Source organism: Chelativorans sp. (genome assembly GCF_031180965.1).
In the GTDB taxonomy this organism is placed as follows: domain Bacteria; phylum Pseudomonadota; class Alphaproteobacteria; order Rhizobiales; family Rhizobiaceae; genus Chelativorans.
This window is the reverse complement of sequence record NZ_JAPSLH010000013.1, coordinates 65,753-87,597: the sequence shown is the minus strand read 5'-3', so window position 1 is coordinate 87,597 and position 21,845 is coordinate 65,753. Positions and strand designations below refer to the sequence as shown.

The 21,845-nt window shown below is 64.1% G+C and carries 20 protein-coding genes and 1 tRNA gene; 4 read left to right on the top strand and 17 right to left on the bottom strand.

The genetic code is table 11. From position 1 onward, the window contains the following. Positions 1-24: 24 nt before the first annotated feature. The 7 genes from RIN79_RS12040 to RIN79_RS12010 all read right to left on the bottom strand — a co-directional run bounded on the left by RIN79_RS12040 (position 25) and on the right by RIN79_RS12010 (position 7,451). The gene (locus RIN79_RS12040) at positions 25-1,023 is read right to left on the bottom strand and encodes an NADPH:quinone reductase (RefSeq protein ID WP_309084902.1); all 999 of its coding nucleotides are present in this window, start codon (positions 1,021-1,023) and stop codon (positions 25-27) included. Further along, positions 1,020-2,015, bottom strand: coding sequence for an ABC transporter ATP-binding protein (locus tag RIN79_RS12035; RefSeq protein WP_375165926.1), 996 nt, complete (start codon positions 2,013-2,015; stop codon positions 1,020-1,022). Before RIN79_RS12035 ends, RIN79_RS12040 begins: the two co-directional genes overlap by 4 nt. 14 nt (positions 2,016-2,029) lie before the next feature. Continuing rightward, entirely contained in the window at positions 2,030-3,049 is a 1,020-nt protein-coding gene (locus RIN79_RS12030; RefSeq protein WP_309084901.1) for an ABC transporter ATP-binding protein, read from the bottom strand. Continuing rightward, positions 3,046-3,942 carry an ABC transporter permease gene (locus RIN79_RS12025; protein ID WP_309084900.1) on the bottom strand — a complete coding sequence of 299 codons (897 nt, stop codon included), beginning with the start codon at positions 3,940-3,942 and terminating at the stop codon, positions 3,046-3,048. The genes RIN79_RS12030 and RIN79_RS12025 overlap by 4 nt, the downstream gene beginning before the upstream one ends. Continuing rightward, positions 3,935-4,912, bottom strand: coding sequence for an ABC transporter permease (locus RIN79_RS12020; protein ID WP_309084899.1), 978 nt, complete (start codon positions 4,910-4,912; stop codon positions 3,935-3,937). The genes RIN79_RS12025 and RIN79_RS12020 overlap by 8 nt, the downstream gene beginning before the upstream one ends. 79 nt (positions 4,913-4,991) lie before the next feature. Then, on the bottom strand, positions 4,992-6,647 hold the full coding sequence (locus tag RIN79_RS12015; RefSeq protein WP_309084898.1) for an ABC transporter substrate-binding protein: 1,656 nt from the start codon (positions 6,645-6,647) through the stop codon (positions 4,992-4,994). Between the two features lie 48 nt (positions 6,648-6,695). Continuing rightward, complete coding sequence (locus tag RIN79_RS12010; protein ID WP_309084897.1) at positions 6,696-7,451, bottom strand: aspartate/glutamate racemase family protein; 756 nt, start codon at positions 7,449-7,451, stop codon at positions 6,696-6,698. A 118-nt stretch (positions 7,452-7,569) separates the two neighbouring features. On the opposite strand from RIN79_RS12010, the gene RIN79_RS12005 reads away from it, so the two are divergent. Then, the gene (locus tag RIN79_RS12005; RefSeq protein WP_309084896.1) at positions 7,570-8,382 is read left to right on the top strand and encodes an IclR family transcriptional regulator; all 813 of its coding nucleotides are present in this window, start codon (positions 7,570-7,572) and stop codon (positions 8,380-8,382) included. Positions 8,383-8,544: 162 nt separating this feature from the next. Next, complete coding sequence (locus tag RIN79_RS12000) at positions 8,545-10,272, top strand: M28 family peptidase (RefSeq protein WP_309084895.1); 1,728 nt, start codon at positions 8,545-8,547, stop codon at positions 10,270-10,272. On the opposite strand, the gene RIN79_RS11995 is transcribed toward RIN79_RS12000, so the two are convergent. Both RIN79_RS11995 and RIN79_RS11990 read right to left on the bottom strand, forming a co-directional pair. Next, a complete protein-coding gene (locus tag RIN79_RS11995; protein WP_309084894.1) occupies positions 10,269-10,841 on the bottom strand; it encodes a dihydrodipicolinate synthase family protein in 573 nt (190 codons plus the stop codon). The two genes, RIN79_RS12000 and RIN79_RS11995, sit on opposite strands and share 4 nt — an antisense overlap. A gap of 704 nt (positions 10,842-11,545) precedes the next feature. Then, positions 11,546-11,630, bottom strand: a tRNA-Leu gene (locus RIN79_RS11990). 164 nt (positions 11,631-11,794) lie between these two features. On the opposite strand from RIN79_RS11990, the gene lipB reads away from it, so the two are divergent. Then, positions 11,795-12,526 (top strand): lipoyl(octanoyl) transferase LipB, encoded by a 732-nt coding sequence (lipB, locus tag RIN79_RS11985; protein WP_309084893.1) that lies wholly within the window; start codon positions 11,795-11,797, stop codon positions 12,524-12,526. Between the two features lie 397 nt (positions 12,527-12,923). Further along, complete coding sequence (locus RIN79_RS11980) at positions 12,924-13,289, top strand: VOC family protein (RefSeq protein ID WP_309084892.1); 366 nt, start codon at positions 12,924-12,926, stop codon at positions 13,287-13,289. A gap of 22 nt (positions 13,290-13,311) precedes the next feature. Here RIN79_RS11980 and RIN79_RS11975 read toward each other — a convergent pair whose 3' ends face one another. The 8 genes from RIN79_RS11975 to nuoN all read right to left on the bottom strand — a co-directional run bounded on the left by RIN79_RS11975 (position 13,312) and on the right by nuoN (position 21,830). Further along, complete coding sequence (locus RIN79_RS11975) at positions 13,312-13,998, bottom strand: ABC transporter ATP-binding protein (protein ID WP_309084891.1); 687 nt, start codon at positions 13,996-13,998, stop codon at positions 13,312-13,314. Continuing rightward, on the bottom strand, positions 13,995-15,278 hold the full coding sequence (locus RIN79_RS11970) for a lipoprotein-releasing ABC transporter permease subunit (protein WP_309084890.1): 1,284 nt from the start codon (positions 15,276-15,278) through the stop codon (positions 13,995-13,997). The genes RIN79_RS11975 and RIN79_RS11970 overlap by 4 nt, the downstream gene beginning before the upstream one ends. Then, a complete protein-coding gene (proS, locus tag RIN79_RS11965) occupies positions 15,275-16,603 on the bottom strand; it encodes a proline--tRNA ligase (protein ID WP_309084889.1) in 1,329 nt (442 codons plus the stop codon). Before proS ends, RIN79_RS11970 begins: the two co-directional genes overlap by 4 nt. Before the next feature lie 389 nt (positions 16,604-16,992). Beyond that, positions 16,993-17,262 carry a DUF1467 family protein gene (locus RIN79_RS11960; RefSeq protein ID WP_309084888.1) on the bottom strand — a complete coding sequence of 90 codons (270 nt, stop codon included), beginning with the start codon at positions 17,260-17,262 and terminating at the stop codon, positions 16,993-16,995. 215 nt (positions 17,263-17,477) lie between these two features. Further along, entirely contained in the window at positions 17,478-17,882 is a 405-nt protein-coding gene (mce, locus tag RIN79_RS11955; protein ID WP_309084887.1) for a methylmalonyl-CoA epimerase, read from the bottom strand. Positions 17,883-17,889: 7 nt separating this feature from the next. After that, positions 17,890-19,497, bottom strand: a complete 1,608-nt coding sequence (locus RIN79_RS11950; RefSeq protein ID WP_309084886.1) for a ribonuclease J — start codon at positions 19,495-19,497, stop codon at positions 17,890-17,892. A gap of 76 nt (positions 19,498-19,573) precedes the next feature. Then, positions 19,574-20,392: a biotin--[acetyl-CoA-carboxylase] ligase gene (locus RIN79_RS11945; RefSeq protein ID WP_309084885.1), complete on the bottom strand. Its 819-nt coding sequence runs from the start codon at positions 20,390-20,392 to the stop codon at positions 19,574-19,576. A gap of 1 nt (position 20,393) precedes the next feature. Further along, complete coding sequence (gene nuoN, locus RIN79_RS11940; protein WP_309084884.1) at positions 20,394-21,830, bottom strand: NADH-quinone oxidoreductase subunit NuoN; 1,437 nt, start codon at positions 21,828-21,830, stop codon at positions 20,394-20,396. Positions 21,831-21,845: the final 15 nt, after the last annotated feature.

The following is a 21,845-nucleotide window of genomic DNA, read 5'->3' as shown; positions in this document are numbered from 1 at the left end:
GATCTTCCTTTGAAACGAGAACTTTCAGACCTGCACCACGACATTGCCGAGGCTTCCGCGCTCGACATGCTCATGGGCGGCGGCGATTTCGCTGAGTGGGTAGGTGGTGCCGATGGCGACGGTGAGCCGGCCCTCGGCTGCGAGCCGTGCCAGCATCTTTTCCCCCTCCAGCCGCGCCGCCTCGGAGATGCAGAAGCCCTGGATGACGCGAAGATTCGCGGCCTTGTTGGCGAAGGCGTAGTAGGGGAAGACCGGCTCCGGATTGCTGCTGGAGGAATAGGAGGCGATCGTGCCGTTCACCTTCAGCATGGCGATATCGGCCGCGTGGTTGGCGCCGAAATCCACCTCGATGATGCGGTCGACACCCTCGCCTTTGGTCAGCTCCAGCACGCGCTGGACCACATCCTCGCGCTTGCGGTCGATGATCTCGGCTGCTCCCGCCGCCCGCGCATGCGCCGCCGCAGCCTCGTTGCTGACCGTGCCCAGCACCTTCGCGCCGCCCGCGACGGCAAGCTGCACGGCGAAGTGCGCGACCGCGCCCGCTGCCCCCTGGACGAGGATCGTTTGCCCCTCCACCGGTCCGTCGGAATAGACAGCGCGATACGCGGTCATCGCCGGCACGCCGAGGCAGGCGCCCGCCTCGAAGGAGAGCTTTTCGTCAAGCCGCACCGCCTGGTGGGCGGGAATGGCAACATATTCAGCGGCCGTACCAAACGCGCGGCCGGCCGTGCCGTAGCCGCCCTGCGCGTTCCACAGCCACACGCGCTCACCCACTCGCGCGCGGTCGACACCGGAGCCGGCTTCCACGATCTCACCCGCACCATCCGTGTGCGGGATGACGAGCGGGTGGGCCATCTTCATGCCGCGCCAGCCGGCCCGCCGCTTCACATCGGCCGGATTGATGCCGGAGGCGCGCACCCGCACCAGCACCTCGCCAGCGGCCGGCCGCGGCATTGGCTGCTCGCCAATCTCCAAAACCTCTCGCGCAGGTCCGGTGCGGGTATAGAAGGCGGCACGCATCATTGCTTTCCCGTCGTGTCGTCGAAAAGGTGGCAGGCAACCTTGCGCGTGCCCACCTGCCTGAGCCGCGGCACCTCAACCGGGCAGCGCTCGAAGGCATAGGGGCAGCGATCGCGGAAGACGCAGCCCGACGGCGGGTTGCGCGGATCGGGCGCGCCGCGGCCGATGGGAAGCGGATCGTGGCTCTGGTCAGGCTGAGGAACGGGCACGGCGGCCACCAGCGCCTGCGTGTAGGGATGGAGCGGCTCGCGGACGATGTCCTCGGTCGGCCCATCCTCCATCACCTTACCCAGATACATCACGATGGTCCGCTCGCAGACATAGCGCACCAGTGCCAGGTCATGGCTGATATAGATGGCCGTCAGTCCCAACCGGTCACGCACGTCGCGGAAGACGTTGAGCACCCCGGCGCGCACCGAGACGTCCAGCATCGAGACCGGCTCGTCGGCCACCACGAAATCGGGCTCCAGGATCAGCGCGCGCGCCATCACGACGCGCTGCAGCTGCCCGCCCGAAAGCTGGTGCGGGTAGCGGTCGAGGAACTGCTGCGGCTGCGGCAGGCGCACCAGCTCCAAAGCTTTGACAATCCTCCCCTCCCGCTCGGCCGCGGGGATGCCGGCATTCTCCAGCGGCTCGGATAGTGCTGCGCGGATGGAAAAGCGCGGGTTCACCGCATCGAACGGGTTCTGGAAGATGAGCTGCGCCCTGGCGCGGTAGCGCTTGAGCGCCGCCCGTTTCAGCGCAGTGACCGGCTCGCCGGCAAAGACGATCTCGCCGCCCGTAGCCTCCTCGAGCTTCAGCAACAGCCGGCCCATCGAGGTCTTGCCGCAGCCGGATTCGCCGAGCAGACCGACGCTCTCTCCACGCCTGATCTCGAAGGAGACGCCGTCCACCGCCTTCACCACCGACGAGCGGCCGCGCATGGCGGAAAAGATGCCGCCCATGCGGTAGTGCAGCTGCACGTCCCGGATGGACACCAGCGGCTCGGATGCAATCGGATCGATCGGTCTCATGCCGGCACCAGCCATGTCTCGGTCCGGACCGCGAGCTCGCGCAGAACCGGAGCTTCGTCGGCGCGGTGGCAGGCGACGCGATGCCCGGACGCCAATTCGCGCAGCGGCGGCTGCGCCCGGGTGCACACCTCCAGGGCAAACGGGCAGCGCGGCGCAAAGCGGCAGCCGGGCGGCGGCGAGGCGAGATTGGGCGGCGCGCCTTCGATGGGTGTCAGCGTTCCGCTGGCGGCACCCTTCAGGTCCGGGAAAGCATTGCGCAGGCCCATCGTGTAGGGGTGCATGGGGCGCGTCAGCACCGCCTCCATGGGCCCCTCCTCTGCGATCCGGCCCGCATACATGACCACGGTGCGGTCGCAGACATAGGCGACCACCGAGATGTCGTGCGTGACGAGGATCACGGAGATGCCGAGCATCGCCTGCAGTTCGCGCAGCTGGTCGAGGATCTGCCGCTGCACGATTACGTCAAGCGCCGTCACCGGCTCGTCGGCAATGACGAGTTTCGGGTTGAGCGCCAGCGCCAGCGCAATCGCCACGCGCTGGCGCATGCCCCCAGAAAATTGATGCGGATAGTCGCGGAGCCGGCTCTTCTCGATGCCCACCATCTCGAACAGCTCTTCCGCCCGCGCCTGCGCGGCCCGCCGGTCCATGCCGCCGCGCCGGCGCAGCACCTCGTGCAGCTGGCTTTCGACGGTATACACCGGGTCGAGCGAATTCATCGCGCTCTGCGGGATGAAGGCGATGTCGCGCCAGCGCAGGGCGTTCATCTGCCGCTCGGGGATGGCGGCAATATCCGTTCCCTCGAAGATCATCTCGCCGCCGGTGATCCTCGCATTGTCGGCGATCACCCGGGTGATCGCGCGGGCGACCGTCGTCTTGCCGCAGCCGGATTCGCCCACGAGCCCAAGGATCGAGCCGCGCGGCACATCGAAGCTCGCGCCGTCCACGGCATCCACCGAGCCGCCGCCGACCGCATAGCTCACCTTCAGGTTCCGCACGGAAAGGAGAGGCTCTGTCATCGGCCGAGCTTCGGGAAGAGGATGTTTTCATAGCCCCGCGTGATGAAGAAACCCGCGGAGACGACGAGGATGATGCACAGCCCCGGCGGCACAAACCAGTAATAGGCTTGCTTGGCCAGCGCCTGGCTGGCGAAAGCGTCCTGCAGCATGTAGCCCCAGCTGATCGATTCCGGATCGCCGAAGCCAAGGAAGGAGATGGACGCTTCCGTCAGGATCGCCCAGCCGATGGCGATCGAGCCGTAGAGGAAGGAGAGCGGCAGGATGTTGGGCGCGATGTGCCGCAGGATGATCTTTGCGTCCGACGAACCCGCCACGCGCGCGGCATCCACATAGCCGCGCGAGCGCAGCGTAAGCACCTGGCTGCGGATGACGCGGGCCGTATCGCGCCAGAGCACCAGCGCCATGGCGAGCACCACGTTCCAGATGGACGGCTCGAGGAAGGCGGCGAGCACGATGACGAAGGGGAGGAACGGAATGCCGAAAGCGATGTCGGCGAGCCGCATGAGCACCGCGTCGGTCCAGCCGCCGAAATAGCCGGAGACGAGCCCCACCAGCGAGCCGATCAGCGCCACCATGAACGCGGCGGTGACGCCGATCAGCAGCGCCGAGCGCGTGCCGTAGACGAGCTGCGAAAAGACATCCCGCCCAAGGCTGGTCGTGCCAAGTATGAACCCTTCCTGGCCGGGGCGCATATCCGCCGCCAGGTCGTAGTCTTCCGTGTAGAGAATCTCCGTCGGATCGTAGGGCGCGATCTGGTCGGCAAAGAGTGCGGTGACCACGAACACCAGATAGATCAGGAGGCCGAAAACGGCGAAGCGGTCGTTGAGCGGCAGGCGCAGGCTGCGGAAGAGCCGCGTCGGCAGGCCAGATCTGGCGATGGCGAGCTCAGGCATGGCTCACCCTCGGGTCAAGCAGCGAGTAAAGCAGGTCCGCGATCAGGTTCATCAGGATGACGACCACCGCAATCAGCAGGAAGGCACCCTGCGCCAGCGGGTAGTCCGAGGCCGAGACGGCGCGGACGAGCTCGCGCCCGAGCCCGGGCCACGAAAACACCGTCTCCACTACGACATTGCCCTGCAGCTGGTATCCGACCGCAATGGCGAAGGAAGTCATGACCGGAAGCAGCGCGTTGCGCGCCGCGTGCCGCACCACCACCGTCCAGGTGGAAAGCCCCTTGATGCGCGCCATGGTGACAAAATCCTCCTTCATGACGTCCAGCATGTTGGAGCGCATGAGGAGGAGCGGCAGGCCCTGGCTGTAGATCGCCAGCGTCAGCGCCGGCAGCGCCAGATAGGCCAGGAAATCAGGCGACGTATAGAGCCCCCAGAAGCCGCCGTAGTCGGAACCGGCAGACCTAGTGCCACCCGCCGGAAACCAGCCGAGCCAGAAGGAAAAGATCGCAAGCAGCACCATGCCGAGCCAGAATTCCGGCATGGCCCGCGTGGTGAGCACGATCGGAATCGCCACCTTCTCCACCGCGCTGCCGCGCCGCCAGGCGAGATAGGCGCCCGCGAGGATGCCAAAGGCATAGGCGATGATGAGCGAGGTGAAGGTGAGGATCAGCGTGTTGGGCAGAAGCGCCAGGATGCGCTCGGCCACCGGCTCGCGATAGCGAAAGCTCTGGCCGAGTTCCCCCTGCAGGAGATTGCCGAGATAGATGACGTATTGCTCCCACAGGGGCTTGTCGAGCCCGAACTGCGCCATCAGCGCTTCCTGCTGCTCGGCGGTGAAGGTCGGGTCGATATAGGCCGCCATCGGGTTGCCCGGCATCAGCCGGAACATGAGGAACAGGATCGTGACGACCGCCCAGAGCACCAGGGCGAGCTGAAGCGTCCGGCTCAATGCCGCCTTCAGATGGGCCATGCGCTATCTTCCCGTCTCGAAAACCGTGCAGGAGGAAGGGCAAAGGCGGCAGGCGTCAAAGCCCGCCGCCCGACGCGAATTACTGCTGCGCCAGCGTTTCTTTCTGGTCGCCCGGATAATGCAGGCGGTCGCCATCCAGCGTGTAGCCTGCCTCTTCCAGGATCTTCGCCGCGACCTCGCCGCCGGTCTCGAAATTCTTCACGACCGCTTCATTGTGCCAGAAGCTGAGCGCCGGCGAGACGATGGAGTTCGACGGCTCCGCAAAGCCGCGGAAGGCAGCCTTGACGATGAGCCGGCGGTCGACCGCAGCCGAAAGCGCGCGGCGGAAGGCCGGATCATTGAAAGGCGGCCGGCGGTTGTTGAAGGCGATGTAGCGGAAGCCCATTTCGACCGTCGAGACCACTTCCAAGTCGCCATCCTGCGCAGCCGCATCGATCAGCACCTGCGGGTCGCCGCCGAACTCGGCCAGGAAGTTGATCTCGCCTGAACGCAGCATGCCGAGCGCGGCCTCGACGTTGGGCACGATGCGCAGGATCCAGCGGTCCGCCTTGGGCGCATTGAAATGCTCCTTGTTGGCGGAAAGCACGATTTCCTCGTTCGTGAGCCAGCGCTCGAACTTGTACGGGCCGGAGCCGATCGGCGTCTGCTCCTGGTGGCTTTCGGCGTTTTCTTCCTTGGTCTTCAGATCCTCGATGATGGGCTCCCAGACATGCCTGGGGATGAGGTTGATCTTGGCTAGGCTCGAGGTGACGAAGGAAGCGGAAGGCTCCTTCAGCGTGAAGGTGATGTTCGAGCCGTCAATATCGATCTTCTCGATATTGCTGGCGAAGGGCGCGTACATCGGTGCCTCGCCGCTCACAGCCGTCTCGAAGGAGAATTTCACGTCTTCCGGCGTCACCGGCTGGCCGTCATGCCACTTCATGCCCTCGCGCAGCTTTACGGTGACGGTCTTGTCGCCTGTCCACTCGATGCTTTCGGCAGCCCACGGCTTGGGCAGGCCATCCGGCCCGACGCGGGCGAGACGGTCGTAGACGAGCTCGAAGACCCAGCTGTCGACACCGCCGGAAATGTACAGCGGATTGATCGCCTGCACGTTGTCGGCGGAGTTAAGGACGATGTCCTTCTTCTCGCCAAGCGGCGTCAGCGACAGGAAGGTCCAGGTGTTGCGGATGCCGATGCCGCTCTGGTTCACCACCGAAGCCGGATCCCACACCGTCTTGTCGAAGGCGAAGGATTGCTTCGGATGCACCAGCATCATGTTCGGCTGGTCCTTCGCAAGCAGCTCCTGCGCCTGGAAGACCAGTTCCTTGCGCTTCGCCTCGTCGACTTCCTTGCGCTGCGCCTCGGCCACGGCATCATATTCCGGGCTGACATAGCCGATGAAGTTGTAGCCCTTTTCGGCCGTCGAGGAGTGGAAGAGATTGTAGACGATCTCGTCGGGGTCGGAGCGCTCCGGACGGCCGACCATCTGCCAGGCCGTCGCGTCCCATGCGTCGCGCTGGTACCACACCACGTCTGACATCTGCTCCCAGGGCATCACCTTGACGTTCACGTCCAGCCCCAGCTTGCGCCACTCCTGGGCGATGAGCTGCACGGACTGGAACTCCTGCGGCTGGGCAGCCTGCGGACGGGTCAGGATCTCGATGGTGCGGATCGGATCACCGGCAAGGGCCGGTGCCGCGGAAAGAACAAGCAGTAGCGCGGTCGACGTGACCGCCTTCCTGAACGACATCATGTTAGGTTCTCCTCTGAAGGGCATCGATTGTTCTCCTGCGCGTGGCCTTCAAGCCACCCGCAGAGCCTCGAATGATTGGCCGGCCTGCATCTTCGCCGGCATTGGGTATGCGGTCTTGGACTGGGAAAGGCCCATGGAAACAAGCGTCTCCGCGTGCTTGAGCGCGGCCTTGCCGGCGTTGACAGCCGGCGCGCCGACGGCGGCGGAAATCTCCTCTGCCATGTCAAGGAACGACATGGTCATGCAGCCGAACAGAAACGCGTCCGCCCGGTCTTCCCGGACGCAACGCCCGGCCACCTCGATCATCCGCGCCTTCGTCTTCTCCACGTCCTTCATGAGCTCCAGCACCGGGATGCCGGTGGCGCGCACGGAAGCAAGCTTGTCGCGCACGCCGGCCTTGTAGGCGAGCAGTTCCTGGCCGGCGGCCATGCTGTCGAAGATGGTAAGGATCGAGAACTTGTGGCCGAGGCTTGCGGCAAGCAGCATCGAGCTCTCGCAGGGACCGACCACGGGGATGCGGGCAAGCTCCCGCGCTGCCTCCAGTCCCGGGTCGCCGAAGCAGCCAATGATCGCGGCATCGAAACCGTCGCGCTCGCATTTCAGGATCAGCTCGATGGTGGCGGGAACGCAGAGCGCTTCCTCATAGGCGGATTCGATGGAAGCCGGTCCCTCCGGCACATCAACAACCGCGACCTCTGTTCCCTGAAAAGCCCAGGAATTGAGCAGCGCCTCGCGCCTGCGCATCTCCTTCAGCCCCATGGGGCCCTTCGACATCGGACCGGGAACCACATACGCTATACGCATCGAGCAAGGCCCCTCTTGTTTCATTGACCGAAACAGCGTTTCTGGTAGAATTGAGTAAATCACAATTCTGCAATATTGCAACAGGCTCGCAGAGCGCGAGAGTCGGAGAGACGGGCCGATGAACGAGAGCCAGAAGAACTATAGGATCGCCGCCGTCGACCGGGCGCTGCTCGTGCTGGAGGCACTCGCGGAAAAACCGGGCCAAGGGGTCACGGCGCTCGCAAAGTCCCTCGGGCTCACCAAGACGATCGTGTTTCGCCTGCTGCAGACGCTGGAGGAGCGCGGCTTTGTCTTTCGCGATCCCGACCAGGCTGTCTATTCGCTGGGCTACCGCATCGGCGTGCTCGGCGAGCGCGTCGGCCGCGACGGCAGCCTGCTCTTTGCCGCCCGTCCCGTGATGGAAGCCCTGCGTGACCGCACCTCCGAAACCATCAACCTCGTGGTGCGCGAGGGGTTGCGGTCGCTCGTGCTCGCCACCCGCCCCGGACGCCATTCCATCCGCCTCTTTGCGCAGGCGGGCCGCCACGGGCCCCTTCATGCCGGCGGCGGCTCACTCTGCATCCTGGCCTTCAGCGGCGAGCCCGTCATTGATGCCGTGCTCGCAAGCCCGCTCGAGGCGTTCACGCCGTACACGATCACCGACCGTGACAAGCTGCGCCAGACCTTGGCCCGCATCCGCGCCAACGGCTACAACATCGCCCTCAACGATCTCGACGAGGGCGCCTTCTCGGTGGCCGCCCCCATCATCGGCGCCAATGAGGAGGTGATCGCGGCCATCTCCGTGGCAGGCGCCATGGTCCGCTTCGACGAGGAGCGGCGCGAGACCTACATCCGGGCCGCGATGGAAGCCGCGAGCGAGATCTCCGAAAAACTGTCGCTGCACCGGACCGAGGCGGAAACCCGGTCCGCCGCCCTGCGCTCCATCGCCTGACTCTTTCTCGCCCTCCTCCCAACTGAAGCCGCAGCACCCGTTCGGGTGCTTCGCTCTTGGCGCCGCTCCCGGCTGACACTTGCGAGCCGGAAATGCCTCTGCTAGCCTCCAGAGCCAACTAGAAACGGTGTTTTACTCACCGAAACGGACGGAGCTTCGCGAATGGAAAACATCGAGAAGGAAATTCTTGCTGCGGTTTCGCTGGATGAGCCGTGGGGGCTGGTCGAAAGCTTTTCCACCTTCAAGCGCGAGCACCCGACGGACGTGAACCGCGGCATGGATGAGGTCGTCTCTCGCCTGCGCAAGCATGGCGTGGAGGTGAAGGTCCACGAGCCGAGCCTCTATCTCAGCCTTCCCGGCCAGGCGCGGGTTGAAGCCGACGGCAAGACCTTCCGCGCCAAGCCGCCGGCCTACAGCGCGGATGCTCGCAACGGGCTCAAGGGCCAGCTTGTCTATGTCGGCGCGCGCCACAACGCGATGATTACCGACATGTTCGAGCAGAAGATCGAGACTACGCAGGAGCTGGCCGACCGCGTGCGCGGCAAGATCGTCATCTCCGAAGGTTTCGCGAGCCCCGGACTCGTTTCCCAGTTCGAGGAGATCGGCGCCATCGGCGTGATCGGCATCAATCCCGGCGTGGACATCCACTGGGGCATCTGCACGACCATCTGGGGCACGCCCGATCTGGACGACCTGCCGCGCAAGCCGAAGATCCCGGCGGTGGCCGTCAACAAGCCCGACGGCGAGGCGCTGGCCGACATCGCCGATCGCGGCGGAAGCGTCACGATCTTCACCGAGATGGAGGAAGGCTGGTACACCTCCAAGCTGCCGGAAGTCTTCATCCCCGGCACGGAGGAGCCCGAGAAATACGTGCTCCTGCACGGGCATCTCGACAGCTGGGACGTGGGCGTGGGCGACAACGCCACGGGCGACGCAACGCTCCTGGAAATCGCCCGCGTGCTCTGGCAGAACCGCGACAAGCTCAAGCGCTCCGTGCGCATCTGCTGGTGGCCGGGCCATTCCACCGGCCGCTATGCCGGCTCCACCTGGTTCTCCGACACTTTCGCGCTCAATCTGGAGCAGAACGCGGTAGCACAGGTGAACTGCGACAGCCCCGGCTGCCGCTGGGCGACCGAGTTCATCAACCTGTCGGTCATGACCGAGACCGAGGGCTTCCTGGCTCAGGTCATCCGCGATGTCACCGGCAAGTCGATCGAGTGCGAGCGGCCGCATCGGGCGGGCGACTACTCCTTCAACAATATCGGCATCTCCAGCTATCTGATGCTGTCCTCGACCATGACCAACGCTCTGCGCGAGGAGAAGGGCTACTACACGGTCGGCGGCTGCGGCGGGAACATCGCCTGGCACACGGAGAACGACACGCTGGAGATCGCCGACAAGGAGGTCCTCCTGCGCGACATCAAGGTCTACCTGCTCGCCGTGCTGCGCAACGCCAATGCCGAGATCCTGCCCTTCGACTGGCGCGCGACGGCGCGCGAGTTTGCTGAGACCGTGGCCGATTACCAGGCCAAGGCGGGGAGCCGCTTCGACCTGTCGCTCTCGAAAAAGGCCGTCGAAGAGCTTTCGACAGCGCTCGAAGGCTTTTATGCCCGCGTGAAGTCAGGACAGATCGAGCCCAAGGCGGCGAACCAGGTGATCCAGGATCTGGCACGCATCCTGGTGCCAATCAACTTCACACGCGTGAACCGCTTCCGGCACGACCCGGCGCTCACGATCCCGCCCCTGCCCTCGATCGCCGCGGCCGCAGACCTCGACCGCTTCGACGAAACGACGCTCGGCTTTGCCAAGACGCAGCTCGTGCGCGGCCAGAACCGCCTTGTCTCAGCGCTGCGGCAGGCCTGCCGTCACATCGAGCTCGTGGCCAGCTAGCGGACACCAACACGATGCAACCCCACGCCGCCCCTACAAATCATCGGGGCGGCGTCAAATGAATCTACGAGAGTCTCGGTACCGCAGATAGGGCGTATGGGAGATAGTCCGTCCGGAAATTCCTCCCGTCGACAGATCGCCATCAAGCTCGAGCTGTTTCGTGCCATCCAACAGCGCGCACAAGATTGCGTCCCACCAGCGCGCGATGCCAATGCCGGCATAGCCGTTTGACCATAGAAGCGGAACATGCCTTCTTCGCTCACGCCCTTGCAGTAGAATGGCGGCAGCAGCACCACCCCCCACCCCGCGATGACGGCGTGCCGAGTGAGTACCAGTGTGTCGGCAACGCCCGTCTGGGCCGCGCCGGGCAGCACCCTGGAAGGTTCAATTCCCGCTTCGAAGGCGTCATTCAACATCGGTTGGCGCTCAGCGAGGCCGAAGGAGTTTGCCTCGCCGGTAGCGCCGAGCATGCCGATGCCGTGGCAGCTCTCCGCAAGCAGCGGCTTGCAATGTGCCGCTAAGATCGCGTGGTGCACGGCGCCCGCCGGAGTGGCGGCGGAGTAGAACACGCCGTGTATTTCGTTCGTGGTTGCGGGTTTATGCCGTCCTCGTGCCCGAGACGGAACTGGGTCGCAGGCCATCCGACTGCCGGCGTGAAGAACCCGGCGGGACCCAAGAGCGGAGGGCTCGAGGCCCGGAGCGAGGATGACGTTCAGACTTCGACGAGCGGTGGCCAGAGGGCACCAAGGAGCGCGTTTGGCTGCACTCCTTCTATACACCGGACTCAATCGCGGCGATGCTGTACGCTTGGCAGGCAGCACATGAAGGACGGGGTGGCGACCATTCGGACAGAGAAGACAGGGACGGAGTCAGCATTCCCATCCTGCCCGCCGTGGAGGAGACTTTGCGGCCAGCCCAACTGCAGATCTAGCCCTCATTGTCGGAGAGAATGGTCGGCCGCTGACCAAGAGACATTTGGTAACACTTCCGCCGGGCCTGCAATGAAGTGGGGGCTCAATGGGAAATCAGCACACGGCGTGAGGAAGATCGGTGCGACGAGGGCAGCAGAGGCCGGAGCAACGGTGGCGGAGCTTGAAGCTCTCTTCGGCTGGTCTGGTGGCGCCATGGCGAGCCACTACACCAGGACAGCAGACCGGAAGCGGCTTGCAAAACTCGCGGCGGAAAGATCAAGAACGCCCAACGCCCGCACCCTGACCATCAGGTGCGGGGAAAAGCCTAAAGAGCAGTAATATCAATGGCCATGGAAATTAGCTGGTGCGGTCGAGAAGACTCGAACTTCCACGGGTTGCCCCACAGCGACCTCAACGCTGCGCGTCTACCAATTCCGCCACGACCGCACGCAACGAAAGGCCGGGTCAGACCGGCCACGGCGCATGTAGCAAATCACCCCTGGCGAAACAAGCCTGCCGAGCGCAAATATGCTGAAAAGCGCTGGCGCCTGCTAACCTCCGTCCGCGCGCCCGACGCAGGGTCGGAAACTCAATGTGCCGGAGCATGGATCATGATTAAAGCAGCCACCTTCTTGCCCAAATCCGCTGCCGAGCCGGTGGAATGGCGCGTGGAGCCGGGGCTGACCGCATACGAGGTGGCGACAGCCCTGATGGAAAGCCGCGCGGAGACGATTCGGGCAGGCACGGAGAGCGAGCTCATCTGGCTGGTGGAGCACCCTCCCCTCTATACGGCGGGAACAAGCGCCGATCCCCGGGACCTGTTGGACCCCGGCCGCTTTCCGGTCCACCAGACCGGCCGGGGTGGCGAATACACCTATCACGGTCCCGGACAGCGCGTCGCCTATGTCATGCTTGACCTGAAGCGCCGCACCGAAGATGTGCGCGCCTTCGTTACCGCACTCGAGGACTGGATCATCGCCGCTCTGGCCCGCTTTAACATAAAGGGCGAGCGTCGAGCTGGCCGCGTCGGCGTCTGGGTCGTGCGTCCGGACAAGCCGCCTTTCCCGGACGGCGCACCCATGGAGGACAAGATCGCCGCCATAGGCATCCGCCTGCGGCGGTGGGTGTCGTTTCACGGCATTGCAGTCAATGTGGAGCCGGAGCTGGCGCATTTTTCGGGTATCGTGCCCTGCGGCATACCCGGTTTCGGCGTCACCAGCCTGGTCGATCTCGGCCTGCCTGTGACCATGGCCGATTTCGACATAGCGCTGAAGCAAGCGTTCGAGGAAATCTTCGGCCCGGTGCAGACGGTGCGCGAAAGTCTCCTGGAGGCGACTGCCTGACGCGATGACGCTTGGAAGTAGTGCCGGCGAGCCGGCGGTATGGATTTTGACGCCCACGCTATCGCTTGCGGTCACTCGAGGCGGCTTTGGTAGAGAATAGTAGCCCGTCCGGCTCACACGAATTCGGTGATGGCGCTTCATCCTTCCCGACGGTACTCAGAAGGCCGCGATCCAGGCGGACACCGCCAGAAGGAACGAGCCCATGGCGACCAGCGAAGCAAGATCTTGCGCGATTTGGGACATTGTCTTCTCCTTGATCAATTCCATCGGTCTTTATGTGATCTCTATATGTTCCGGTATTGTTCGCGTCAAGTGTCGAATCGGAGAGGGGGTGGAGGCTTGCCGAAGGGTTAACGGTCGGTGAAGCTTTGGGGCGGGCCTTTATGGGAGAGTTGCGATGAGGGTGAAGAGAGTCGTAGCAAATATCGCGACGCAGCAGGTCGCAGCAGCGGAGAGCTTTTACCGGGACGTGCTTGGCCTCGATCTGCTGATGGATCTCGGCTGGATTGCCACCTATGGGTCTGGCGAGATGATGCAGACACAGATCAGCTTCGCGTCGGAGGGAGGTTCAGGCACCACGGTGCCAGACCTGTCGGTCGAGGTGGACGATCTTGATGCTGCGCTGGAGCGGATGAGCAACGCGGGCGTGCCGATCGAATATGGGCCGGTCGAGGAGCCTTGGGGGGTTCGGCGCTTCTATGTCCGCGACCCCTTCGGGAAGCTTGTCAATATTCTCGTCCACCAGGACAAGAGCAGTCCCTGAAACTGGTAAAGGAAGAATACGCCTAGCGAGGCAACTCGACCACGCGGCCTTCCACAAGCGTGATGCGGCGGTCCATTCGCGAGGCCAGCTCCTCGTTGTGCGTCGCGATGAGGGCGGCCAGGCCCGAATGGCGTACAAGCGCCTCCAGCGCCTCGAAGACATAGCCAGCCGTCGCGGGGTCGAGATTGCCGGTTGGCTCGTCCGCCAGGAGCACGAGGGGCGCGTTGGCCACGGCGCGGGCGATAGCCACGCGCTGCTGCTCGCCGCCGGAAAGCTCGGACGGGCGGTGCTCCGCACGCGGGCCGATCTTCATGTAGGCGAGGAGCTGCGATGCGCGCTCCCTCGCCTCCGCCACGCCGAGGCCGGCGATAAGCTGCGGCATCATCACATTCTCCAGTGCCGTGAACTCCGGCAGGAGGTGATGAAACTGGTAGACGAAGCCGATTTCCTTGCGCCGGATGGCCGTGCGCCGGTCGTCGGACAGCGACGCGCAGGACTGGCCGTTGAGGATCACGTCGCCACTGTCGGGATATTCGAGCAGGCCGGCCACATGCAGCAGCGTCGACTTGCCGGTGCCGGAGGGCGCCACCAGCGCCACGATCTCGCCCGACCGGAGCGCAAAATCCGCGCCCTTCAGGATCGTTAGCGTATTCGGCCCCTGGACATAGTGCCGGTCCACGGAACTCAGCTCCAATACGCTCTGCGTCATTCGTATCTCAATGCGTCGACGGGATCGAGGCGCGAGGCACGCCATGCGGGAATGATCGTGGCCAGGAAGGAAAGGACGAGCGCCATCAGCACGACCGAGATCGTCTCTCCGGTCTCCATCTCCGCCGGCAGCTGGCTTAGGAAATAGACTTCCGGATCGAAAATGACTGTCCCCGACAGCCAGGTGAAGAATTCACGGATGGATTCCACGTTGAGGCAGAGCAGCGTGCCAAGGATGAAGCCGGCAAGAGTTCCGGCAACGCCGATCGAAGCCCCGGCCATCATGAAAATGCGCATGATTGCGCCGCTCGTCGCGCCCATCGTGCGCAGGATGGCTATGTCATGCCCCTTGTCCTTCACCAGCATGATCATGCCGGAGATGATGTTGAGCGCCGCGACCAGCACGATCAGCGTCAGGATCATGAACATCACATTGCGCTCTACCTCGAGTGCGGAAAAGAGCGCCTGGTTGCGCTGGCGCCAGTCCGTGATGGAGACGGGGCGTTGCGCAGCCTGCTCAATCAGAGGCCGCAGCGCGCCCACCTCGTCCGGCGCGTCGACGAAGACCTCTATCGCCTGCGCCAGCCCCGACGCGTTGAAGAAGAGTTGCGCCTGCTCGAGCGGCATGAAGATGATGGAGGCGTCGTATTCGGACATGCCGATCTCGAAGATGGCGGTGACCGGATATCCCTTCACCCGCGGCGTCGTGCCGAAGGGCGTCACGTCTCCTTCCGGGGCGACGAGCGTGATCGAATCCCCCACAGCAAGCCCCAAGCTCTGCGCCAAGCGGGAGCCGACCACCACCCCTTGCCCGGCGGCGAAATCTACGAGCGTGCCCACGCGCACATTCTCGGCGACCATGTCGAGCTTCGTCAGGTCTTCCGCCCGCATGCCCCGGACGAGAGCGCCGGTGCCGGCGCCGCTGTGGCCGGATGCAAGAACCTGCCCCTCCACCAGCGGCATCGCGAAGCGGATGCCCGGCACTTCCGCAATCCGTCCGGCAACCGCCTCATAGTCGTCCATCGGCGAATCCAAAGGTTGCACAATGATATGGCCGTTGACGCCGAGAATGCGGGACATGAGTTCGGCGCGGAACCCGTTCATCACTGCCATGACGACGATAAGTGTGGCCACGCCCAGCATGATGCCTAGGAAGGAGATCAGGGCAATGATGGAAACGACCGTTTCCTTGCGCCGCGACCGCAGATAGCGCCAGGCGACCAGGCGCTCGAAATAGGAAAAGGGCCTTATCCCCCCATTTGCCGCGGCGGCTTTGCTCATCGGCGCGCGCCGAACCTCTCGGCAAGGGCCGAAACGGGTAGGTTTTCCCGTTCGCCGGTTGCGCGGCTCTTCACCTCCACCTCCCCGGCGGCCACGCCGCGCGGCCCGACGATCACCTGCCAAGGCAGGCCGATAAGATCGGCGGTCGCAAATTTCGCGCCCGCACGGCTATCGGTATCGTCGTAAAGCACCTCGCGGCCGGCGGAGGTCATGCCCGCGTAGAGTTCCTCGCAGACCCGGTCGCAGTCGCGATCGCCCGGCTTCATGTTGATCAGGGCAATCTCGAAGGGAGCGACGCCCTCTGGCCAGATGATGCCGTTCTCGTCATGACTGGCCTCGATGATCGCGGCCGCAAGACGGCTCGGGCCAATGCCGTACGAACCCATGGAGACGAAATGCTCCTGCCTGTCAGGGCCGGTCACGGCCGCCTTCATCGGCTTTGAATACTTTGTACCGAAGTGGAAGATGTGGCCCACTTCGATGCCGCGCGCGGCCAGACGCTTGTCTTCCGGCACACCTGCCCAAGCCGCCTCATCATGCATCTCGTCCGTCGCGGCGTAGGGCTCGGTCCATTGGGCGACCACACCGCCGATCTCCTCATCATTGTCGAAATCGATGCCGGCCGGAGGCACCGGCAGGTCGAGGAAATCCTTGTGGCAGAAGACGGCGCTCTCGCCGGTCGAAGCAAGGATGATGAATTCGTGGCTCAGATCACCGCCGATAGGGCCGGTATCGGCCCGCATCGGGATCGCCTTCAGGCCCATGCGCTCAAACGTTCGCAGATAGGCGACGAACATGCGATTATAGGCCGCCCGTGCGCCCTCGTAGTCCAGATCGAAGCTGTAGGCGTCCTTCATCAGGAATTCTCTGCTGCGCATTACGCCAAAGCGCGGACGTACCTCGTCGCGGAACTTCCATTGTATGTGATAGAGGTTCAGCGGCAGGTCCTTATAGGACCTCACATAGGCCCTGAAGATGTCCGTCACCATCTCCTCGTTGGTCGGGCCATACAGCATGGCGCGATCCTGCCGGTCACGGATGCGCAGCATCTCCTTGCCGTAGTCATTGTAGCGCCCGCTTTCGATCCAGAGGTCGGCGGACTGGATTGTCGGCATCAGGATCTCCTGCGCCCCTGCCCGGTTCTGCTCCTCGCGAATGATCTGACAGACCTTGTCGAGGACGCGCTTTCCAAGTGGGAGCCAGGAGAAGCTGCCGGCCGCCTGCTGCCGGATCATGCCGGCGCGCAGCATCAGCCGGTGTGAGACGATCTCCGCCTCACGGGGATTCTCCTTTAGGATGGGCAGGAAGAAACGCGACATTCGCATGGAAAAGACCCGTGAGGAAAGGCCGGGCGGAATCACTCCGCCCGGCGGCAGTGGCAAGGCTTCATATCGATTTCAAGGTAGCTTGAAAACCCGGCGCTCGCCCAACGCTCCGTCCAGCCAGAAGCTACCCCCGTCGCGTCAACCATACCGAGCAATCCGACCATCGAGACGCAAGATTTCACGTGACATTGAGTCAAAACTTGGTCTAGTGTGTTTTTCACAAAAACAAGAGGGCGGAAGGCAATCCGTTCTCATTACGCGGTCAAAAGTCTTGGGAGGATACGGTCCTGGCGCGGTCTCTCGCAGCCGCCGTTTAAGAGAACGGAATCGGACCGACGCGTTCTAGTTGCAAGGCTTGCGCCTTGCTTTTTTTTTGCGCAGCCTCTTCCTCAGCGGAACTCCGGAACCACGCGCGGGATGTCGTCGATCGAGTATCCCAGCACGCGCGTCAGCACATAGAACAGGGCGAAGATGGCCGCCGTGAGCAGGGTTGTGCGGATCACCGCGCGCAGCATGTGCGGTCCGCGCGGCGCGCTGGAGGTGGTGCCCAGAACCAGTTCGTTCTCGTCATCCTGGGTGCGCAAGCCGAATGGCAGCGAGACGAACAGCATCAGCCACCAGATGATGAAGAAGACCGCCGCGAGGGATATCCAGTTCATTCCACTTGCTCCAGTGCCGGCGCGGCTGGCCATGCGCCCGACCTTCGCGACCACCGTCCGGGCATGGTCCCAGGGCTCAAGCCCGAGGCCACTTGCATCACCTCACCACCTGCGGCCTGCCATGTGGCGCCGCGCCACCCCGGCTTCATGCAGTTCATCACGGCTAGATAGCCGTTCGGCCAACACAATAGAACGGCCGCCGCCGCGGCGCGCCGTCACACCTCTTCCAGCTCGATGAGCGTGCCGCTGAAATCCTTCGGGTGCAGGAAGAGCACCGGCTTGCCGTGCGCGCCGATCTTGGGGTCGCCGTCGCCCAGCACGCGCGCGCCGGCCGCGGTGAGCCTATCGCGGGCAGTGCGGATATCCGCCACTTCGTAGCAGATATGATGCATGCCCCCTGCGGGATTCCTTTCGAGGAACGCGGCGATGGGGGAGTTTTCTCCCAGCGGCTCAAGGAGTTCGATCTTGCTGTTGCCGAGATCGATGAAGACCACCGTCACGCCATGCTCGGGTAAGGCCTGGGGCCGCGAGACGCGGGCGCCCAGCACGTCGCGATAGGCAGCCGCTGCCGCCGCAAGGTCCGGCACGGCGATGGCGACGTGATTCAGCCTGCCCAGCATTTTTGCCTCACTGGGTCACGAAGACGGTGACGATGGGTTTCTTGCCCCAGGCATCATTGGCGGCGGAACGCACAGCCCGGCGCACCGCCTCCCCCACTAAATCGAGATCCCTGCGGTTGGCGCGCGGGATGCTGGTCACGGCGCCAATGGCGGCATCCAGCATGATCTCCTCGAAGGGCTCACCGGAAGAATCCGCCTGCGGCAGGCCGATCGCAACCAGGTCCGGATCGCCCGCCAGGTCATAGCGGTCGTCGAGTACAACATTGATCGCGACATGGCCCGCGAAGGAGAGCTTGCGGCGGTCGCGCACGCCCACCTCTTCGTCCGTGCCGATCACCCTGCCGTCCTTGAAGATGCGGCCGAACGGCACCTGGTCGATGATCTCGGCGGGTCCGGGCGCTAGGCGCAGCACATCGCCGTTGCGCACCTGCACCACCTCAGGGATGCCCGCCGTCGCGGCGAGCGAGCCATGCCCGACCAGATGCGCCGCCTCGCCATGCACCGGCACCAGGATGCGCGGCTTCACCCATTCATACATCTGCTTCAGTTCGCTGCGGCGCGGGTGCCCGGAGACATGGACGAGCGCATCGCCATCCTCGATGATCTGCACGCCCTGCTCGATCAGCAGGTTTTTCGTGATCAGGATGGCCTTCTCATTGCCGGGGATGACGCGCGAGGAATAGACGACCGTGTCGCCCGGAGAGAGCGCCACGTTGCGCATCTCGTCGCGCGCGAGCTTGGCAAGCGCCGCCCGCGGCTCGCCCTGGCTTCCCGTGCAGAGGATCACCGCGTTCTCGCGCGGAATGAAGCCGAAATCCTCCTCGGAGAGGAAAGGCGGCAGGCCGTCGAGATAGCCGAGTTCAGTGGCGACGTCGATAACGCGTTGCAGCGATCGACCCAGCACAAGCACCTGCCTCCCCGTATCGCGCGCCGCTTCCGCGATGGCTCGGATGCGCCCGACATTGGAGGAGAAGGTGGTGACGGCAACGCGCCCCGGCGCCTTGTCGATCACCTCCCTCAGCCCCTCGGCCACTGCCTGCTCGGAAGGCGAGATGCCCTCGCGCAGCGCATTGGTGGAATCGCAGATCAGGGCGAGCACACCCTTTTCGCCCAGCGCACGGAACCGCGCTTCATCGATCTTCGGTCCGAGCGCCGGCGCCGGATCGATCTTCCAGTCACCCGTGTGGATGACAGTGCCCGCAGGCGTGGTGATGGCGAGCGAGACCGGCTCGGGAATGGAGTGGCTGACAGCGATCGCCTCAATCAAGAAGGGTCCGACGGAAAAAGTCTCGCCGGGACGGAAGATCGTAACCGGCACCTTTGGAGCATTCGCCTCCCCCTCGCGCTTTGCCTCGAGCAGTCCCGCGGTGAAGGGCGTCATCCACACATTGACCTTCAGCCGGGGCCAGAGGTCCAGCAGCGCGCCGTAGTGGTCTTCATGGGCATGCGTGATCACGATGCCGGCGAGGTTCTCCAACTGCTCCTCGATGAAGCGCGTATCGGGCAGCACGAGGTCCACGCCGGGGAGGTCGGGGCCCGGAAAAGTGACGCCGCAATCGACCACGATCCAGCTGCGCTTCTCGCGCGGGCCATAGCCATAAAGGGCGAAATTCATGCCGATTTCGCCAACCCCTCCCAGGGGGCAGAAAACCAGTTCCGCTTGCTGCGACGCCACGCCTTCTACCTTTCCGTCAGTCTCGCACCGAGGCGACGGCGCCGAAATGCACGTCGCCCGCGGCGATCAGAAGCTGCGAGCCGTCATCCCCGCGAATGACGAACCTGCAGGCTTCGTCGATTGTTTCGAACACCCCGCGCACCACGCGCCCCTCGGCACGGACGGCGACCTGGGAGCCGAGGCCGGCTGCCTGCGACAACCAGCGGTCGCGAATAATCGAGGTCCCGCGCGGCCCCTGCCAAAGTGTGAAATTTTCGATCCAGGCGGCGGAGAGGGCCGTGAAAAGCCGCTCCGCGCTGCAATCATTCCCAAGCGCGGCGAGCGAGGTGGCGGGATAAGGCACATCACCCGGGTGCGAGACGACATTGACGCCGATGCCGATCGCGACGGCGAAGCGGTCATCGCCCAGCACCGAGGACTCGAGCAGGATGCCGGCAAGCTTTGCCCCGTCGGCTAGCAGGTCGTTCGGCCATTTCAGCTCGAACCGGCTGCGGGTGCCCTCACCGCCATCCAAGCCTACCCCGAGCCGCGCCTCGGGCGCGACTTCGCGCAACGCGTCGGCAAGAGAAAGACCCGCTACGAAACCAAGTGTGGCCGCCATTCCCAGCTCTATCCGGTCGGCGAGCAGCAGCGTTGCGGCGAGATTGCCTGGTGGTGTCGCCCAGGGCCGGCCGCGCCTGCCCCGCCCGCTCGTCTGGTTCTTGGAGACGATCCAAAGCTTTCCGGTATCGCCTTCTGTGGCGCGCTCAAGCGCCAGCGCATTCGTAGAGCCGACGCTTCCATGCGCCTCCAGCCGGTAACCGGCCGCCAGAGCGGAAGGCGCAAGCGCGAACATCTCAGAAGAACGTCATTGCCGCGGCTTCCGCCAGCCGGCCGACCGGGCCGCCAAAGAACACGTAGAGAAGCACGAAGGCGCCGGAGAGGGAGAGGACGAAGCGCAACTCGCCGGCCATTGGCTGGAACGCGCCGACGGACTCGTCGAACCACATCACCTTGATAATGCGCAGATAGTAGTATGCAGCGACCACCGAAGTGAGGACGCCGATCACGGCGAGCGGCACGAGACCGGCATCGATAGCGGCCAGGAAGACGTACCATTTTGCCCAGAAGCCGGCGAGCGGCGGAATGCCGGCCATCGAGAACATCAGGATGGTCATGACGGTCGCCATCATCGGATTGGTGGCTGAAAGCCCCGCCAGATCATCTACCTGCTCAACATTGGTGTCGTTGCGCCGCATCGCTAGGATGAACGCGAAGGTGCCGAGCGTCATCGCGAGATAGATCAGCATATAGATGATGACGCCGCGGACGCCGGCCTGCGAATTGGAAGCGAGTCCCACCAGCGCAAATCCCATATGGCCGATGGAGGAATAGGCCATCAGCCGCTTTATGTTGCGCTGGCCGATCGCGGCGAAGGAGCCGAGCGCCATGGATGCAATCGAGATGAAGACAATGATCTGCTGCCAGTCGGCGGCGATCGGCTCGAAGGCCTGCATCGTGACGCGGACGAGCAGCGCGACGGCCGCCATTTTCGGCGCGGCGGCGAAGAAGGCGGTCACCGGGGTCGGCGCGCCCTCATAGACGTCCGGCGTCCACATATGGAAGGGCACGGCCGAGATCTTGAAGGCGAGGCCGGCCAGCACGAAGACAAGACCGAAGACAAGGCCAAGCTGCCGCTCGCCATCAGCCAGAGCCGCGGCGATCGCATCGAAGCTCGTATTGCCGGTGAAGCCGTAGACCAGTGAGACGCCATAGAGCAGCATTCCGGAGGAGAGTGCGCCCAGGACGAAATATTTGAGTCCGGCCTCTGTCGCACGCACGCTGTCGCGGTTGATCGCGGCCACGACATAGAGCGCGAGCGAGGTGAGCTCCAGCCCGAGATAAAGCGAGATCATGTCATTGGCCGACACCATCAGCATCATGCCGAGGGTCGAAAGCATGATGAGGACGGGGTATTCGAACTTGTCGAACTTTTCCGCCTTTGCGAAACCCACTGACATCACAAGCGTGACGACGGAGCCCACGAGGGTCAGCAGCTTCATGAAACGGGAAAAGGGGTCGCTGATGAAGGCGCCGTCGAAGGCTTCGCCGTCAGCGGGAAAGATGACGATCCAGGCGATGGCTGCGAGGAACAGCGCGACCGAGAGGCCCATCACGGTTGTGTTGCCGCGCTCGCCGGAAAAGACGCCGATCATCAACAGCACCATCGCGCCGACGGCAAGCGCCACCTCGGGAACCGCGAGAGCCAGGCTCGATGCGAGATCAAACGTCATGCGAAGTCTTCCCGT

What these genes read in the sequence shown, in the direction of transcription:
- RIN79_RS12040 (WP_309084902.1), bottom strand. Translation starts at nt 1,023, where the DNA reads ATGATGCGTGCCGCCTTCTATACCCGCACCGGACCTGCGCGAGAGGTT.
- RIN79_RS12030 (WP_309084901.1), bottom strand. Translation starts at nt 3,049, where the DNA reads ATGACAGAGCCTCTCCTTTCCGTGCGGAACCTGAAGGTGAGCTATGCG.
- RIN79_RS12025 (WP_309084900.1), bottom strand. Translation starts at nt 3,942, where the DNA reads ATGCCTGAGCTCGCCATCGCCAGATCTGGCCTGCCGACGCGGCTCTTC.
- RIN79_RS12020 (WP_309084899.1), bottom strand. Translation starts at nt 4,912, where the DNA reads ATGGCCCATCTGAAGGCGGCATTGAGCCGGACGCTTCAGCTCGCCCTG.
- RIN79_RS12015 (WP_309084898.1), bottom strand. Translation starts at nt 6,647, where the DNA reads ATGATGTCGTTCAGGAAGGCGGTCACGTCGACCGCGCTACTGCTTGTT.
- RIN79_RS12010 (WP_309084897.1), bottom strand. Translation starts at nt 7,451, where the DNA reads ATGCGTATAGCGTATGTGGTTCCCGGTCCGATGTCGAAGGGCCCCATG.
- RIN79_RS12005 (WP_309084896.1), top strand. Translation starts at nt 7,570, where the DNA reads ATGAACGAGAGCCAGAAGAACTATAGGATCGCCGCCGTCGACCGGGCG.
- RIN79_RS12000 (WP_309084895.1), top strand. Translation starts at nt 8,545, where the DNA reads ATGGAAAACATCGAGAAGGAAATTCTTGCTGCGGTTTCGCTGGATGAG.
- lipB (WP_309084893.1), top strand. Translation starts at nt 11,795, where the DNA reads ATGATTAAAGCAGCCACCTTCTTGCCCAAATCCGCTGCCGAGCCGGTG.
- RIN79_RS11980 (WP_309084892.1), top strand. Translation starts at nt 12,924, where the DNA reads ATGAGGGTGAAGAGAGTCGTAGCAAATATCGCGACGCAGCAGGTCGCA.
- RIN79_RS11975 (WP_309084891.1), bottom strand. Translation starts at nt 13,998, where the DNA reads ATGACGCAGAGCGTATTGGAGCTGAGTTCCGTGGACCGGCACTATGTC.
- RIN79_RS11970 (WP_309084890.1), bottom strand. Translation starts at nt 15,278, where the DNA reads ATGAGCAAAGCCGCCGCGGCAAATGGGGGGATAAGGCCCTTTTCCTAT.
- proS (WP_309084889.1), bottom strand. Translation starts at nt 16,603, where the DNA reads ATGCGAATGTCGCGTTTCTTCCTGCCCATCCTAAAGGAGAATCCCCGT.
- RIN79_RS11960 (WP_309084888.1), bottom strand. Translation starts at nt 17,262, where the DNA reads ATGAACTGGATATCCCTCGCGGCGGTCTTCTTCATCATCTGGTGGCTG.
- mce (WP_309084887.1), bottom strand. Translation starts at nt 17,882, where the DNA reads ATGCTGGGCAGGCTGAATCACGTCGCCATCGCCGTGCCGGACCTTGCG.
- RIN79_RS11950 (WP_309084886.1), bottom strand. Translation starts at nt 19,497, where the DNA reads ATGAATTTCGCCCTTTATGGCTATGGCCCGCGCGAGAAGCGCAGCTGG.
- RIN79_RS11945 (WP_309084885.1), bottom strand. Translation starts at nt 20,392, where the DNA reads ATGTTCGCGCTTGCGCCTTCCGCTCTGGCGGCCGGTTACCGGCTGGAG.
- nuoN (WP_309084884.1), bottom strand. Translation starts at nt 21,830, where the DNA reads ATGACGTTTGATCTCGCATCGAGCCTGGCTCTCGCGGTTCCCGAGGTG.